Here is a 17500-nt window from a genome sequence, read left to right as displayed (position 1 = left end):
CAATAGATCGGGATGACTTGTGGCTAGGGGTGAAAGGCCAATCAAACTCGGAAATAGCTGGTTCTCCGCGAAATCTATTTAGGTAGAGCGTTAGTTGTATTCTCCAGGGGGTAGAGCACTGGATGGGCTAGGGGTCCTCACCGGATTACCAAACCTAACCAAACTCCGAATACCTGGAAGAACTGACTAGCAGACACACGGCGGGTGCTAACGTCCGTCGTGGAGAGGGAAACAACCCTGACCACCATCTAAGGTCCCCAAGTTATGGCTAAGTGGGAAAGGATGTGAGGATCCCAAAACAACCAGGATGTTGGCTTAGAAGCAGCCATCATTTAAAGAAAGCGTAACAGCTCACTGGTCTAAATAAGGGTCTTTGCGCCGAAAATGTAACGGGGCTAAAGCCATACACCGAAGATGTGGATTTACACGTAAGTGTAAGTGGTAGCGGAGCGTTCCATAAGCCTGTGAAGGGATACCCGTGAGGGATCCTGGAGGTATTGGAAGTGAGAATGCTGACATGAGTAACGATAAAGGGAGTGAGAGACTCCCTCGCCGAAAGTCCAAGGGTTCCTGCTTAAAGTTAATCTGAGCAGGGTGAGCCGGCCCCTAAGACGAGGCCGAAAGGCGTAGTCGATGGGAACCACGTTAATATTCGTGGGCCTGTGGGAAGTGACGGATTGCGTAAATTGTATCATCTTATTGGATTGATGATGCAGTGAAGCAGTTCCAGGAAATAGCTCCCACATTATAGACCGTACCCGAAACCGACACAGGTGGACCGGTAGAGAATACCAAGGCGCTTGAGAGAACTATGTTGAAGGAACTCGGCAAATTGCACGCGTAACTTCGGAAGAAGCGTGACCCTTTAGCGGGCAACCGTTAGGGGGTGGCACAGACCAGGGGGTAGCGACTGTTTACCAAAAACACAGGGCTCTGCGAAGTCGCAAGACGACGTATAGGGTCTGACGCCTGCCCGGTGCTGGAAGGTTAAGAGGAGATGTGCAAGCATTGAATTGAAGCCCCAGTAAACGGCGGCCGTAACTATAACGGTCCTAAGGTAGCGAAATTCCTTGTCGGGTAAGTTCCGACCTGCACGAATGGCGTAACGACTTCCCCGCTGTCTCCAACATAGACTCAGTGAAATTGAATTCCCCGTGAAGATGCGGGGTTCCTGCGGTTAGACGGAAAGACCCCGTGCACCTTTACTATAGCTTTACACTGGCATTCGTGTCGACATGTGTAGGATAGGTGGTAGACTTTGAAGCAGTGGCGCCAGCCATTGTGGAGTCTTCCTTGAAATACCACCCTTATCTACATGGATGTCTAACTGCGTTCCGTTATCCGGAACCAGGACCGTGTATGGTGGGTAGTTTGACTGGGGCGGTCGCCTCCTAAAGAGTAACGGAGGCGCGCGATGGTGGGCTCAGAACGGTCGGAAATCGTTCGCTGAGTGCAATGGCATAAGCCTGCCTGACTGTAAGACTGACAAGTCGAGCAGAGTCGAAAGACGGTCATAGTGATCCGGTGGTCCCGTGTGGAAGGGCCATCGCTCAACGGATAAAAGGTACGCCGGGGATAACAGGCTGATGACCCCCAAGAGTCCATATCGACGGGGTTGTTTGGCACCTCGATGTCGACTCATCGCATCCTGGGGCTGGAGCAGGTCCCAAGGGTATGGCTGTTCGCCATTTAAAGCGGTACGTGAGTTGGGTTCAGAACGTCGTGAGACAGTTCGGTCCCTATCTGCCGTGGGTGTAGGAATATTGATAGGATCTGTCCCTAGTACGAGAGGACCGGGATGGACGTATCTCTGGTGGACCTGTTGTGGCGCCAGCCGCATAGCAGGGTAGCTATATACGGAAGGGATAACCGCTGAAGGCATCTAAGCGGGAAACCCACCTAAAAACGAGTATTCCCATGAGAACCGTGGAAGACGACCACGTTGATAGGTCAGGTGTGGAAGTGTGGTAACACATGAAGCTTACTGATACTAATCGTTCAATCGGCTTGATCGTTCCCATTACCTATATCCAGTTAATAAAAAGCAGAAAATCAAAACCAGCTTCAATTCGTTCATGCCTTTCGCCGACCTGGTGGTTATGGCGGAGCGGCTGCACCCGATCCCATTCCGAACTCGGCCGTGAAACGCTCCAGCGCCAATGGTACTTTGTCTTAAGACACGGGAGAGTAGGTCGCTGCCAGGTCTGCAAAATGCATGATTGAATACTATCTCTTCACCATCAAAACACCCTTATTAATCTATCTGATCATGCTTAAATAACAACGCAAATACATCAATCAGATAATGACTTTGCTCGATTATCAATAATACTTCTAGCAAAGACTATAGGTGACGCGGGGTGGAGCAGCCCGGTAGCTCGTCAGGCTCATAACCTGAAGGTCGTAGGTTCAAATCCTGCCCCCGCAACCAATATTACCCATCAGCAAAATAATAGACACATTGATTAGACATATACAATAACCGACAAAGGGGGCTCTTGGCGATTGTGAGGCTTAAAATTTGCAATAGCTAAATTACTCCGTAATCTAATCGCGTGATCAATAGTGATTTCTTAAAGCGTTTGCAAACGCAACGGATAATGATTGTAAAAGTCAGAAAGGTTAATCAAAAAAAGCTAGGTTAAATAATAAGAGTGGTAAATGGCGGCATAGCTGTGTGCATGACGCGAATGTTAGCGTTTAGTATGAGTATTTGACGCTATCCATTTAATTAAGTTTGTTTTGCTTGCTAAAAATATTGTTTCATTTACCATTACATTTGGCAAAAGGGTTTTATTGAGTTTGTTTATCTAGCGTTGAAAATCCAAGTCAGATTGATTTCTTAACCTTTCTTATTAAGCAAGGCGTTTTGGAATATTAATTCGTTTCGCTCAAAAGTTTTTTGCTAGTTTTTGTTAATGGGGTGAGGGGTGTGCAGATGTATGGTTTGGTTTTACGTATATTTGTTATAATATTGGGATCTATTGGTTTTTTGGAGCCTGCTTTCCCCGACGAGGCCTCCTCATCTGGAACGGGTTTTGCGGTTAGCAATGATGGATGGGTCTTGACGAATGCTCATGTGGTAGAGGGATGTGAACGTATCGAGGTAGTTAGTCTGGGCAAAGCTATCGATATTCGCAAGGATGGCACAAATGACTTGGCTTTGATTAAGGTCGATACAGACCTTGCCCTTAAGCCCCTTGCTTTTCGCCGAAATATTACACGTCTTGGAGAAGATATAATAGCACTTGGTTATCCGCTTGACCAAGTATTATCAGATTCAATTAAAATGACGACGGGAAATGTAAGTTCCCTTTCGGGGCTAGGAAATGATACCCGATTTTTACAAATATCTACTCCCATTCAACCTGGAAATTCTGGTGGACCAATTGTTGATAGAAGCGGTTATGTTGTTGGTATCACGACATCAGCACTGTCAAAGAAATTTTCTGATCAAATTGGGTTTACGGCTCAAAATGTAAATTTTGCGATCCGCATTATGGTTGCAGATTTATTTTTGCAGGCGCAAGGTATTACTGCACCTTATGATTTGGACGGAAAAATAGAAAATAGTGATCTCTCAACTGCTGATATTGCCGAGGCAACTTCGCCTTCGGTTTTTAAAATTTTGTGTTATACAACGCCAAAGCCGGTTGTTCAGGCTACAAATCAAACTGCCGCGCCAGCCTTTAATCCGTCGTCCAATCAATCCTTTCTGATTCACCAAAACAATTATGATGCTATCGGTTTTGATTACGATATTGCACGCAATGTGAGCTATGATCAATGTACCTCTATATGTGAGCAGACAACACGCTGCGCAGCGATTACTTGGCATAAGCGTTTCCGTTCTTGCATGTTAAAAACAGATGTCGTTGCGCTTATTAAGAATAATGATGCTGCCGCGTCTTATAAGTCCTATAAGGCAAAAGATGTCTTTCTAAGCAGTTTTACTGCTTATAGCGGTTTTGATATTCCAGGCGGAGACTATGCACGCAAACAAAGATCTAATTATTTGGAATGCTTTTTGGCATGCATTGGTGATAATCAATGTAAGGCTTTTTCATATCTGCCGAAAAAGAAAGAGTGTTGGCTAAAAAACAGTCTTGGACAGCCACAAGCGATGAAAAATGTCGAATTGGGTATAAAATAGGAGGTTGGCACCTAAGGTTATGATTTGAGCATGATTTTGAGGCTATCAGTTTAACGTTTAAGTTATCCCATATCAAAGCGCTAATATTATTCTTGAAATAATGTGAATTCATTGAAATACCGGCGCACCTAGATGGTGGTTCGATCACTTAAAAATTATTAGGTAAATTATGGTCTTAGGTATTAGTGTTTACTTATTCTAAAAATTATATCATAGCTTTACGACAATTAATTGGCACTTAGCTAGGCAAGCCCCTTAAAAAATATGGTCAGGCATATTGCTGAAAAACATACCTGACCACATGATGTATTGATTGCATAATTATAGGTTTTTATGACCTTTTAAATTACTCACCTATAATAGTCGTCAATGATTTCACAGCCTTTCTTTTCAAGCTCACGGTCAATCCAAGAATAATCCCGTGTATTCTCTTCGATTGCTTTGATAATAGCTTCTTCATCAGCATGTTTTTTACGTGCCTTTTCAATCAGCTCTGGTGCCTCTTTGGGGGAAACAACAACAATGCCGTCATCATCACCAATAATAATGTCGCCGGGATGGACAACCACGCTACCTACGCTGATTGGCGTGCCAATTTCGCCCGGCCCATCTTTATAAGGGCCAGCAGCCGTAACGCCTGCTGCATAGATAGGCATATCCAATTGAGATAGAGTAGCAACATCGCGAATAGCGCCATCAATGATAACGCCACCCAATTTTTTAGTGAGAGCTGTCCGCATCATGAGTTCGCCAGTGATTGAATTGGTAATATCACCATGAGCATCGACAACAATGATATCACCGGGCTGTGCCATATGTAACGCTTTGTGGAGCATTAAATTATCGCCTGGTCTTACTTTTACAGTAAAAGCGCAGCCTAGTAGATCGGGGGTGCTAATTTTTTGTATACGTGCATCAAGCACACAGCTTCGATTCATTATGTCAGCGACATTGGCAACAGGAATACCACGAAAGCCTTCAATGAGTTCAGCTGCAGGGCGATTAATCTTTGTAAAAACTCGAAATCCTACATTTGTCATTTTAAATATCTTTCTTTTTGAACTGCAAGCAGCAAATGATTGTTGGTGTAAACGTTTAGAGCATTCTTAAACATCTGCGCACCAGAAATTAAAATAGACCAAGCCAACGCCAATAAGTAACTGCACATAGGCTATAAACGATGACGGCTACGGTACAGATTGGTATACCGACTTTAGGGAAATCGCTCATTTTTAATTCTCCTGTACCAAAAACAAGCAAGCTTGAGATCGTATTGTAGAATAAAAATAGAGGGAAACCGCCGATAATCATACCTGCTGGCATTGCGAGAATTATAGGGTCAATATTAGCAGCTTGCGCAACGCTAATAACGATAGGAATCAACATTGTTGTCATCTTAGTGGTGCCCATGAAGGGAATATGCAAAAATTGGACAATAAAGATAACAATAATAAGCAGACTGAGCACTGAAATAGTACTGACATTAAGGGTGCTAAATAATGTTGTTGCAAGCCAATTTGCTGCACCAGTTGAGATCAAAAGATCAGCAACGATAAAACCGCCGCCCATGATAAGCATAAATTGGAATGCTGATGACTTTGAAGCATCAGCCCAATTGACAACGCCCAATAAGAACATCAAGCAAACACCCAACAAGGCTGCGATTGTTGTGTTAATTCCGGTTAAGCTACCAGTGAGCCATAGGACGACAACCAAGAGGAAAATCATACTTGTTTTCCATTCATCTACCGTCATTTTTCCAAGGCTAGTATATTTTTCAAGGATATGCTCTTTGCCTCCAGGAATTTCATTTAGCTCTGCTTTAAATACAGTTTTGATGAACCACCATGCAAAAAATGTCATGATAAATGCTGGGGGAAAACCATACATTAGCCATTCAACATAGGAAATAGTATGGCCAGTTGCTTTGGCGATAAAGTCAGCAGTGACGGGGTTGGGGACTGTTGCAGTAAGAATACCAGCGCTAATAATTGAATTGGTAAAGGCAAGCGTTAAAAGAAGGCTAACCGCAAATTTACTGCGACCTTCCTGCTGGCTGTTCTTTCTATAAATTTCAATGATTGCTATGCAGATTGGCAATAAGGCAGCAGTTCTTGCTGCTGTTGATGGGATTAAAAATGCTAAAAGAATGTTAGCAAGGGTAATACCTAGCGTGATGCGAATTGAGGTACAACCAATTTTTGACAGCAGCCAATAAATCAGGCGCTCTGCAAAGCCAGACTTTGACATTGCAGGTGCCATTAATAATGCTGCTACGATTAAAAAAATTGAAGGTGTCGAGAAATTATTTAATGCATCTTTTACAGTCATCATTTGGAATAGTACGACCACTACTGCCATAATGAGACTGCTTATTGCTAGGGGCACTGGTTCCAATGCCCATAAAACGATGATACCTGCAAATAATGCTAAAGCTTGTTGACCAGTAGGTGTTAACCCTTCTGGATTAGGAAGAAAACTGATGATAAGGACAACGAGTGCGGCGATGCCGATACCTATAAATCTGGCTTTCTGTGTTTTCGCTTTTTTCTCCGCCATAGGAGTTCTCCATTTTTTGTCCTCCCGATTTAAATGTATGGCAAAAACATGGCGACGAAAAGAAATTATTTAAAATTGTAGCAAAGATTGTATTGGTTTGAAGATTTATGTTGAAAACTTTTATTTTGTGCAGAAAGAATATATCATTAATAACTAATATCTGAAATAGTAAATATTTCGCGCCTTATTTAAACACGATCTTGAATTATATTGTTGATCACAATAGTAAAGCTAGAAAATGTCTATTCTTTGACTGATTTTTGATGTAAGTTATTGATATAATTATTGTTATATATATTTTGGATATCAAAGAATTCAAATAAATTTTTGATGGAAAGCTTTAAGTTAAGTCTTACGCTAAATGCACTTAGTATTTGAACCAAGTTATAGAATGCGATAAAGAGATTCTTAAATGAAGCAATTGCCTGTTATTTTGCAGATCTCTCACGCTCTTTAGTGGCTATTATTGCCAAAATTTGATATAGCTCGCAAAGCGAACCAGTAGCTTACAATATTTAAAACTGCAAATATCGGTGAAAAGCACCGCCGTCTATTGCGCTTGGATATATCTTTTAAGGATTATAATGCAAAAACTTTTTACCGAAGCGGAAACAGCGAGCAAAAGATTAGACCAATGGCTCGCCACCGCATTAGCTGCAGATTTTTCTAGAAGCCGTCTGCAAAGTCTTATTCAAGAAGGGGCTGTTTCTGTTGATGGCAAGGTGGTTTTAGAACCCAAGTTCAAATTAAATGGCGTTCAAGAAATTACCCTTATTTTACCAGAGCCTGTTGATCCAGAACCACAAGGGGAAAATATCCCCCTCGATATTCTTTATGAAGATGATGATCTGATTGTACTCAACAAACCACAAGGCTTGGTTGTTCATCCTGGCAATGGTAATTGGCAAGGTACTATGGTCAATGCTCTTGTTTATCATTGTGGCGACAGTCTTTCCGGCATTGGCGGTGTTAAGCGGCCGGGTATTGTCCATCGTCTTGATAAGGATACAAGCGGTGTGATGGTGGTTGCCAAAAATGATTTTGCCCATAAGCATCTAAGCGCACAATTTGCTGATCATGGTCGCACAGGTGCTTTAGAGCGGGTTTATAGTGCTATTGTTTGGGATGTACCAGCTCGTAATACTGGCACAGTAGACACCTATCTTGGGCGTTCACCCCGTGATAGAACCCGCCAAGCAGTGGTAAATGAAAGCCGCAGTGACGCGCGTCATGCCATAACCCATTTTAATGTAATTGAAAAATTTGGTGCACGCGAAGATGCTGGCGCATCGGCAAGCCTTATTGAATGCCGCCTAGAAACCGGACGAACCCACCAAATTCGTGTTCATATGGCGCATATTGGTCATCCACTGCTTGGTGACAATGATTATGGTGCGTCGGTTAAAACTAAAGCCAATCGTTTAGATGACGATGTAAAGGCGGTTGTACAAGCCTTTCCTCGCCAAGCCCTTCATGCTGGCCAATTGGCTTTTGAACATCCGCAAACTGGCGAGGTTATGCATTTTGAAGCACCAATGCCACAAGATATGCTTGAATTAGTAGGGGCATTACGCAAAATTGAAGTTGCAGCAGCTGCGCCGAAAAAATGGCAGGTAATTTAATTGCAAAGCCATTAAATTTAATCATAACACCAATTATGAAATATCAAAAACGAGAACAAGTAAGTCTAATGATTTAATTGTTCTTATTCTTGACCTTACATAAATTACTGAAAATGCATGAGTCATCGCGCCATTGAAACTGCGTGATGGCTTTTAAAATGAATTTTGGTAAACTTTATGGATGATGAATCCTTGGTTGAAACTGCCAAATAAATTTTTGGCCTTGTGCAAAGACTAGATAAAATGCCATTTGCCTTTTGCAAGAAATGTGGAAAATTAACAAGGGCAGACATTTTAAATGCCGCATCAAATAAAAATATAGGATTTTTGAAAGAACAAAATTAGTCGGTTAAGATAGGTTAAATCGCCAATACCAATTTTTGCTTTAGTGATTATAATTGATAGAGATCTTCAAATAAATTGGATTTATCTTATTCAATATGATGGCGATAATCAGCATAAAGGATAGTAGGCCATTATTTTGATTTTATATAGCCAAAAAGTCACTATTCAGGTTGTGAAGTGTTGCGCTTTTTAAAAATGACCTTGAGCTGTTTGTTGTGGTTATCGACAGCGAAATCACTTTAAAATATTACAAATTTCTTTCATTAATAAAGCTTTTAAAAAGTTTAGGTAATGTAAAGGCTAGAAAAAATCATAAACGCCATTATCTACTATTACAACCCATTGACTTTGTTTTAATTTTAGTAAATGGCTCACAAAATTCAATTCCGGAAAACCGGTGGCAGTATAAGGCTGAATGGAGAAGATCCGAAATGCAAAATAATCACAATCATGGTTATGACGACGGTGATTACACTTATGAACAGAACCATTATGAGGAAGCTCCTGATCCAAACCGCCTTGATCCAGCCGTAGAGCGAGTGCGGCGCAAGTTGATGCGCTTGATGATTGTATCAGTAACCATTACTCTTTTATTGGTTATTGCAGTGTTCATTGCGGTTATTTATAAAGCAACTCGTACACCGGACAATGCACCAACAACACAGGTAAATCAGCCTGCAGTACCTAATGATTTGAGTGTTGTGCCTTTGAATGATACAGCTGGTCAAGCGGTAGTAGGACAAAATACTGTTGAGAATAATCAGCCAGTAACGCTGCCTGCAACCATTAACCGTGAAATTGATTTGCCTGTCGGTACTCGCATCCTATCTCACAGCCTATCTGGTGATCTTATTTCGCTTGAAACTTTAGCACCATCCGGCGGCACAGAATTGGTTATTTATAATTATAAGCAAGGAAATGTGGTTGCACGTCTGCCAATTCCGGCTAATGATATGCCATCTCCCGAGTTAAATAATAATTGACGTTAGTTTTTATGGCTTTGCTGTAATTTAAGTTTTTACGGCAAAGCTTTTTAAGTCTTCGTGTAACATAATGGCACGATGGCGTGATATTTTTAAAAAATTCCATCTGCATGGTTTAAATAGCTCAAAAATTCGTCATTCGGCACCATAGAACCGCCTGTCGCCCATACAAGATGCGTGGCATTTTGTATGTCTTGGCTATTTATATTTTGGCGTTTTAAATATTCGCGATTTTGGAGCACGAAAGAAAAGCCTGCAAAGCCTGCAGTCGCTGATGGCTCCAATTTGATGTTTTCACAGTTATAGATTTTGGCTAAATAGTTAAAGAGGGTTTTATCCTCCACTGTATAATAGCCATCAATCAGTCTTTGCATGGCTTTGCCAACAAAGGCAGATGGTCTGCCAACTGCAAGTCCATCAGCTGCGGTTTTATTGTCAATGCCAAAATCTTGGACGCTGATCTTATCATGTAGCCCAGTGTAAACGCCAAGAAACATCGCAGGTGAATGGGTTGGTTCTGCAAAAATACAATGGACATTATCGCCAAATACGGTCTTTAAGCCAAAAGTAATACCTCCAGGACCACCACCTACCCCACAGGGTAAATAAACAAAAAGCGGATGCTTTGCATCAACCTTGATACCGTGATCATCAAATTGTTTAACCAGACGCAACGCCGCAACACTATAACCTAAAAACAGATTGTGTGAGTTTTCATCATCAATAAAATAACAATTAGGATCATTTAAAGCCTGTTGACGTCCTTCTTCGACGGCTTTGCCATAATCGCCTTGGTGTTCTATAACATGTACGCCATTGCCGCGTAACTTGTCTTTTTTCCATTGTTTGGCATCGGCTGACATATGGACATAGGTTTGAAATCCTAGTTTGGCCCCTATAATGCCAATAGAAAGACCAAGATTGCCGGTAGAACCAACTGCAATCTTTCGATTTGACAAGAAATTTTTTATTCGCGAACTTTCAAAAAGACTATAATCATCATCTATACTCACATGTCCAGCTGAAAGCACAAGGTCCTCAGCGTGCTTTAACACCTCATAAATACCACCGCGCGCCTTGACCGATCCTGATATGGGCAAGGCATTGTCTGACTTGAGCCATAATTTGCCTGAAAACGGCAATTCGCTTTGCATATTTAAAGCCTTTTGCATTTTTTCAAGGCGCAAAATAGGTGATTCTATTATGCCATTTGATGTGATTGTCTCTGGAAAAGTTTTTGCAATAAAGGGAGCAAAACGTTGTAATCGTGCACTTGCATCATTGATATCATCACTTGTCAGTCCGACATCCCTGAGAGCTTCATTAATGGTAGACGATGCCGGATTAAACCAACTGGTTGGGCGTAAGGCAATCATGTCTCTTAGTAAGGGATATTCTTTGCACCATTGATCAGTGTTTTTTGCTAAGATTACCATCTTCGCCCCCGTTTATGAAATTTAATATATGGCTGATACTAAGGTGATTCATAAAAAGAAAACGTTAATTCGTTTAAATTAAACGTAGTTGCGGCAGCAATTATAATGTAATTTATGAGGAAAATATGGCATTGTTTAGAAAAATATCACTTAACTAAATAATTTGATAAAAATCAAAATAATTTTCTATTTCAGTGATAATAATAAAATATAATATATTTATATATTAAAAATATCAATTATAAGATAGAATATATAGTATATTAATATTAATTCTTATATTTATAATTTAATTTATACGTAAAATAATAATTATCTAAATTTTATATTTAACGGGTTAGGTATTTTTTTATGTTAAATATGAATTGTATCATTTTAAGACAATTTATGGCAAAAAATCAAAAAAAGACCAGTTTTTCGTAAATACTAACTAAAAAAAATGTTAATTTAGTTTTTAATTATTGACGAATATAAATATTATCAATAGTCTTGTTTGCAGATCAATCAGCTTTTGACCATTCCCCCCCCCCGCAGGTCTTCTGATTGATCTTATCTGCCCCTCATAAAGCAACTGCTTTATCTGATGAGGTAACAAGATGCAGCAGAGTTATGCCACCCCCGCCATGCTCTGCTGTATTCTTGAGGCACTTTGCAGGTGCCCTTATTATTATGGCATTATATGTTTTCATGAATATTTGTTTGTTTTTAAAATTTCATTGCGACACACGTGCATTTATATATGATGTGTTGATCATTTTAGAGCAATTTTTTTTAAAAAAAGACAAAGTATTATTTGTAAAAATTTTGAAATGCTAATTTAAAAATCTTTTTATATTTTGTTACAATTTGTTAATCGACTAAATCAAATAAAAATTTTAATTATCATAAATACGTCATTTATTTTTTTATATTAATACTTTTAAATATACAAAATATTATAATTTTGATGGAAAGGCAATGATGCGCATTACTTTAAGACAGGTTGAATATTTTATAGCTACTGCGGAAACTGGTAGCATTAGTCTTGCGTCTGAACGTGTTAAGGTTTCCTCGCCATCAATATCGACTGCGATTGCCAATCTTGAGGAAGAGTTGCAAGCAAAATTGTTCATTCGACGTCATGCTCAAGGGTTGGCTTTGACTTCAGCAGGTAAAAAGGCACTTATTCAAGCGAAAAAAATCATTGATGAAACTGAAAAACTTTATAATGTAACGGATGATGTAACAAGCCAGTTGCGCGGACAAATTGCCGTAGGTTGCATGGTGACCCTTGCGCCGATGATTATGCCGGCCTTATCCAAGGCATTTACCCAACAATATGATGCAATAACTCTCAACCAAAGCGTTGCGAATCATGATGTTTTGTTAAAAAGTATTCAAGATGGAGCGATTGATGTTGGGCTTAGCTATGATAGTTTTGTACCTGATTTTTTTGATTTTACACCGCTTGCAGATTTGCCCCCCTATCTTATTATCGCTGAAGGTCATAGCTTCGCCAATCGCGTTTCTGTATCATTAAAAGAAATTGCTGATGAGCCTTTGCTGCTTTTGGATTTGCCTCACAGTCGAGAATATTTCTTTAGTCTATTCAATCAACAGGGGCTTTCCCCCAATATTGCTATCCGCTCACCGCACCAAGATGTTATACGCACGATGGTTGCTAATGATTATGGCTATTCTATTGCTAATGTTGCGCCACGCTCACAAATTGCACTTGATGGTAAGGTAATTCAATATATTCCTATTGCCGATGAAGTGCCTATAATGAAGATTGGTCTTTTTAGCCTTAAAAGTACGCAACACACTCAGGCAATTAAGGCTTTTTATCAGTTTTGCCAACGGCAAATAAACAGTGATCATATCCCAGGAATGGTATCCCATTTAGCTTAGTATTTTTGTTTTAAATTGGTTCAATATAGTCAGCTTTGTCACTTTGGCAGAGTAGCTGTTTTGTAAGCGAAATATGGGCAGTAAAGATGCAATGCGTAGTCAAAGGCGGTTAAAACCGCACTAAAAGGCTTATCGGATGCATCATCTTTCCAAACATTAATTGAAATAACAAGATGGTTTTATCTTCTAAATAATCTTTAGAGTGGCATAAAAAAAAGTTTTACCCATATCCCATTCAGCATCAATAGTAAGAACAAAAGAGCCGGCATTTTGGGCATTTTTTGTTCGCTGCGCCCAAGTAGTAAGCTATAAAAAAATTAGAGTCTTTCTCACTGTTTAAAAGATCATCTGCCATATACCTCTAGGTAGGTCTTTATAATCTCCTTTATTAATGGCCTGTATTTTCACTTCTTCCAGTTGATGGTTTTTTAACAAATAATACAAGAACGGTTAGGCTTGCAAAAAGTAAGGTTAAAATAAAAAATGAATCGATAAAGGCCATAACCGCTGCTTGGCGGTGGACGAGTTGGTTAAGTTCCGCCAGAGCTCCAATATTGGAGGGATTTGCTGGTGTACCTAAACGCTCAGCAAGGCCGGTTAAAAACTCCATTGCTTGTGCATTGCCCCAATGGAGTGTTTCGGCTATGCGGGCAAAGTGTAAATCGCTTCGTCTCATGATTACAGTATTGATGACGGCAAGGCCTATCGCACCACCTAAATTGCGCATAAGATTAAACAAGGCGGCGGCATTTTTTATGCGGCTTGGCGGCAATGTACCAAGAGCGATATTATTGATTGGCACCATGCATAGCATCATCGAGGCACCACGCAATATTTGCGGCCAAAACAATTCCCAAAAATCCCAGTCGGCTGTCATACCTGTTACCATCCAAGTGCCAATACCAAAGCCAGCAAAACCAATGGCCATCATGAGGCGTGGATCCATCTTTTCAGAAAGAATCCCAGCAAGTGGTGCTGCAAAAAACATGGCAAGGCCAGATACAAACATGGTTTCACCGATCATAAGGGCATCATAACCACGGATTTGTCCTAAATAGAGTGGATATAAATAAGTCAGCCCATAAAGACCTATGCCCATAATAAATGAAAAAAGTGAGCCAAGGGCAAAATTCACATCGCTAAAAGCCCGTAAATCGACAATCGGTTCTTGACTGGTAAATGCGCGCCAAAAAAATAGCACACCGCTTATCATAACCATGACAGTTAAAATGCAAACGGTTGTATCATCCATCCAGTCATTGCGTGGTCCTTCTTCTAGCACATATTCGGCGCCGCCAAGCAATATGGCCATAAAAATTAATCCCCACCAGTCAAATTTGGCAAAAAGTGAGGAATCGCCTTTATCAAAATCGATGAAACGCCATGCAGCAAAAGCGACTAAAATTCCAGGAATAAAATTAATCAAAAACAGCCAATGCCATGAGAAAGCATGACTCAAGTAACCGCCAATAGTAGGACCTATCGTAGGTGCAAGGGTTGCAACAAGGCCGATAAGGGGAGAAACAATGCTGCGCTTTGATGGAGGAAAAATGGTAAATGCTGCGGCAAAAACGCTGGGAATCATACCGCCGCCAAGAAAACCTTGAATAGCGCGGTAAACAATCATTTGCTCAATTGAAGTGGCGGTTGCGCAAAGCAAGCTTGCAAAGGTGAAACCAATGGCCGAAAGGGTGAAAAGCGTTCGAGTTGATAATAAACGTCCTAAAAACCCCGATAAGGGAATCATAATAACTTCTGCAATAAGGTAGGACGTCTGTACCCAAGATATTTCATCGCTGCTTGCAGATAGTCCAGCTTGAATTTCAGCTAGAGAGGCCGACACAATTTGGATATCCAGAATCGCCATAAACATGCCAAATACCATGGCAATAAACCCAAGAACGTGACGTGGGTTTATCTTGTCACTATGATCATTGGTTGTAATGGCATCAGCGCTCATAAAATTTTCACTCTATTCCAACAAGAACATTTTCCAAGAGCTGATGATGTGTGGTCGCTTCGAGGTCATCGCTTTTGCTATAGGCTATTAAATATCATTATTCTGCATGAAAGTCTGTTTTTTGTTCTTAATAGATAATGCAGGTAATGCAATATTTAAAAAAATCAAGCATTCATACATGCTATTATACGGCATATATTTTACCTCAATTAACATCTTCATGTTAAGTTTTTGGGGCTTTAATGGATATTTGGTTGTTGGTTGGTAGAGGTGTTTTTATTAACAAATAAGACAAGGGTGGTAAGCACTATAAATAATATAGTTAAAATGAAGAAGGCATCAATAAACGCCATGACGGTTGCTTGTTGGCGTACTAATAAACTCAATTGTGATAGAGCAGCAGTGTCGGAAGGATTGCCGATTGTACCAAGGCGAACCGCCAATCGATCTAAAAATTGCATTGCTTGTTCATTGCCGGCATTGAGAGTTTCTGCAATGCGGTGAAAGTGAAAATCCGATCGTTTAATAATAATGGTATTGATAATGGCTAGTCCCATCGCGCCGCCAAGATTGCGCAAAAGGTTGAATATGCCAGAAGCGTTTTTCAATTTATTCGGTGGTAGCGAGCCAAGCGCAATATTATTAATTGGCACCATGCAGAAAATCAGTGATGTACCGCGTAAAACTTGTGGCCAAAAAATTTGCCAAAAATCCCATTCGGCGGTGAGGCCAGTTACAATCCATGTGCCAAGAGCAAATCCACCAAAGCCGATGAGCATCATGAGACGTAGATCGATTTTCGTTGAAAGATAGCCAGCAAGAGGCGCTGCCAAAAACATTGTAAGACCGGATACAAACATGGTTTGCCCGATCATCAAGGTATCATGGCCACGAATTTCACTCAAATATAGGGGGTAAAGATAAGTTAATCCATAAAGACCAATACCCATTACAAATGAAAAAAGCGATCCTAATGCAAAATTACGATTATGAAACGCATCAAAATCAATGATTCTATTTTTACTCGTAAAAGTTCGCCAAAAGAAAAGCACGCCGGCAATGGTTGAAATTACAATAACGGTTTTGATAGTTGAACTTTCTAACCAGTCTTTACGTGGACCTTCTTCTAAGTAATATTCAGTACCACCTAAAAACACCGCCATGAAAATTAAAGCTGACCAATCAAATTTTTTGAGAAGCGATGGATCGCCTTTGTCAAAGTTGATAAAGCGCCAAGCTACTATAATAACGATAATGCCTGGAATAAGATTAACCAGAAAAAGCCAATGCCACGAGAATGCATGGCAAATATAGCCACCAACTGTTGGTCCTATTGTTGGTGCAAAGGTGGCTACAAGTCCAATGAGTGGTGATACTATGCTGTTTTTTGAAAGAGGAAAAATTGTGAAAGCTGCGGCATAAACACTTGGAATCATACCGCCGCCCAAAAAGCCCTGCAAGGCACGATAGACAATCATTTCTTGGATTGAGGTTGCCGTTGCACAAAGTAGACTTGCAAGCGTAAAGCCAATAGCCGAAATCGTAAAGAGCATACGAGTTGACATCAAGCGCCCTAAAAAGCCCGATAACGGAATCATGATGACTTCTGCAATGAGATAGGATGTTTGTACCCAAGATATTTCATCGCTGCTTGCTGATAGGCCTGCTTGAATTTCAGCAAGCGAGGCAGAAACGATTTGAATATCCAAAAGCGCCATAAACATGCCAAATACCATGGCTGTAAAGCCAATGACTTGGCGGATATCAATTTTTTCAGCTGCCGCTGGTTCGCTGGATGCAGAACTCATGTTAAGACCAATTTTCCTTAAAGCAATCAAAAGGCGCAACTTTGTTGCCTATTTGCCGACCAATGCATCAATCTAGTTTTGTCCGCGTATCAATTATTGCATGAACACTCATACCAGCTCTAATACGGCCAGTTTTCAAAACTTCATCGGGAATGGATATGCGTACAGGGATGCGCTGAACAATCTTTGTGAAGTTACCTGTTGCATTTTGAGGAGGCAAAATAGAAAATACCGCACCAGAAGCCGGCGAGAGTGACAATACCTTTCCTTCAAAGCCATCACCTTCAAAGCCGTCAATAGTAATGCGGGCTGTTTCGCCGCCAAAAATTTCAGCGATCTGCGTTTCCTTATAATTGGCATCAATATATAAGGCTTTATTGGGTACTAAAGCGGCAAGCTGTTGACCATTGACTACAAGATTACCCTTTTGGCTGGATAAGTTGCCAATAATGCCATCGATTGGAGCGCGAATAATTGTAAAGTCCAAATCACGTTTAGCTTTCGCTCGCGCTACTTGTAATGATCGAGTGGCACTTTCTGCTTCGTTATATTGCGCTTGCAGCACAGCAATATTAGCCTTGGCAGCAGCAATTTGAGCGCTGGCACGTGTAGCATTAGCAACAGCTTGATCTAATGCAGATTGCGCAGCATCGACCATGGATTGTGATACCGATTGGCTTTGCTGTAGGGTTTGGGCACGGTTTAATGTTAAATCAGCATTGGTTTTAACTGCAATAGCAGCAT

Annotated in this window: 10 protein-coding genes, 1 tRNA gene and 2 rRNA genes (2 of these 13 running past the window's edge); 7 read left to right on the top strand and 6 right to left on the bottom strand. The window is 40.6% G+C overall.

The genetic code is table 11. The features are described 5' to 3' along the window. From N6B01_RS12475 to N6B01_RS12460, 4 genes are all read left to right on the top strand, one after another. Positions 1–2015, top strand: a 23S ribosomal RNA gene (locus N6B01_RS12475) (it extends 798 nt beyond the left edge of the window). Between the two features lie 74 nt (positions 2016–2089). Beyond that, positions 2090–2204 (top strand): 5S ribosomal RNA (gene rrf, locus N6B01_RS12470). 150 nt (positions 2205–2354) lie between these two features. Further along, positions 2355–2431, top strand: a tRNA-Met gene (locus tag N6B01_RS12465). Positions 2432–2938: 507 nt separating this feature from the next. Further along, on the top strand, positions 2939–4153 hold the full coding sequence (locus tag N6B01_RS12460; protein ID WP_262079044.1) for a trypsin-like peptidase domain-containing protein: 1215 nt from the start codon (positions 2939–2941) through the stop codon (positions 4151–4153). Positions 4154–4503: 350 nt separating this feature from the next. Here N6B01_RS12460 and N6B01_RS12455 read toward each other — a convergent pair whose 3' ends face one another. Together N6B01_RS12455 and N6B01_RS12450 are read right to left on the bottom strand one after the other, a co-directional pair. Beyond that, positions 4504–5193: an RraA family protein gene (locus N6B01_RS12455; RefSeq protein ID WP_182418258.1), complete on the bottom strand. Its 690-nt coding sequence runs from the start codon at positions 5191–5193 to the stop codon at positions 4504–4506. A gap of 88 nt (positions 5194–5281) precedes the next feature. Further along, entirely contained in the window at positions 5282–6712 is a 1431-nt protein-coding gene (locus N6B01_RS12450; protein WP_262079043.1) for an SLC13 family permease, read from the bottom strand. Positions 6713–7296: 584 nt separating this feature from the next. Here N6B01_RS12450 and N6B01_RS12445 point away from each other — a divergent pair. Together N6B01_RS12445 and N6B01_RS12440 are read left to right on the top strand one after the other, a co-directional pair. Next, a complete protein-coding gene (locus N6B01_RS12445; protein ID WP_262079042.1) occupies positions 7297–8334 on the top strand; it encodes an RluA family pseudouridine synthase in 1038 nt (345 codons plus the stop codon). Between the two features lie 776 nt (positions 8335–9110). Continuing rightward, complete coding sequence (locus N6B01_RS12440) at positions 9111–9662, top strand: hypothetical protein (protein ID WP_262079041.1); 552 nt, start codon at positions 9111–9113, stop codon at positions 9660–9662. Between the two features lie 92 nt (positions 9663–9754). Here N6B01_RS12440 and N6B01_RS12435 read toward each other — a convergent pair whose 3' ends face one another. After that, complete coding sequence (locus N6B01_RS12435) at positions 9755–11098, bottom strand: D-serine ammonia-lyase (RefSeq protein WP_262079040.1); 1344 nt, start codon at positions 11096–11098, stop codon at positions 9755–9757. A gap of 957 nt (positions 11099–12055) precedes the next feature. Here N6B01_RS12435 and N6B01_RS12430 point away from each other — a divergent pair. Further along, on the top strand, positions 12056–12988 hold the full coding sequence (locus tag N6B01_RS12430; RefSeq protein WP_262079038.1) for a LysR family transcriptional regulator: 933 nt from the start codon (positions 12056–12058) through the stop codon (positions 12986–12988). 388 nt (positions 12989–13376) lie between these two features. Here the strand turns inward: N6B01_RS12430 and N6B01_RS12425 are convergent, their stop codons facing one another. From N6B01_RS12425 to N6B01_RS12415, 3 genes are all read right to left on the bottom strand, one after another. Then, positions 13377–14948, bottom strand: a complete 1572-nt coding sequence (locus N6B01_RS12425) for a DHA2 family efflux MFS transporter permease subunit (protein WP_262079036.1) — start codon at positions 14946–14948, stop codon at positions 13377–13379. 239 nt (positions 14949–15187) lie between these two features. Beyond that, positions 15188–16756, bottom strand: coding sequence for a DHA2 family efflux MFS transporter permease subunit (locus N6B01_RS12420; RefSeq protein WP_262079034.1), 1569 nt, complete (start codon positions 16754–16756; stop codon positions 15188–15190). A 67-nt stretch (positions 16757–16823) separates the two neighbouring features. Continuing rightward, positions 16824–17500, bottom strand: the 3' portion of a protein-coding gene (locus N6B01_RS12415) for an HlyD family secretion protein (RefSeq protein WP_262079032.1). It continues 382 nt past the right edge of the window; only the last 677 of its 1059 coding nucleotides appear in the window; its start codon lies off the right edge, out of view; the stop codon is at positions 16824–16826.

The organism is Bartonella sp. HY406, from assembly GCF_025449315.1.
In the GTDB taxonomy this organism is placed as follows: Bacteria; Pseudomonadota; Alphaproteobacteria; order Rhizobiales; family Rhizobiaceae; genus HY038.
Note: the sequence above shows the minus strand (reverse complement) of the source record. Positions and strands in the feature narration are given on the sequence as shown.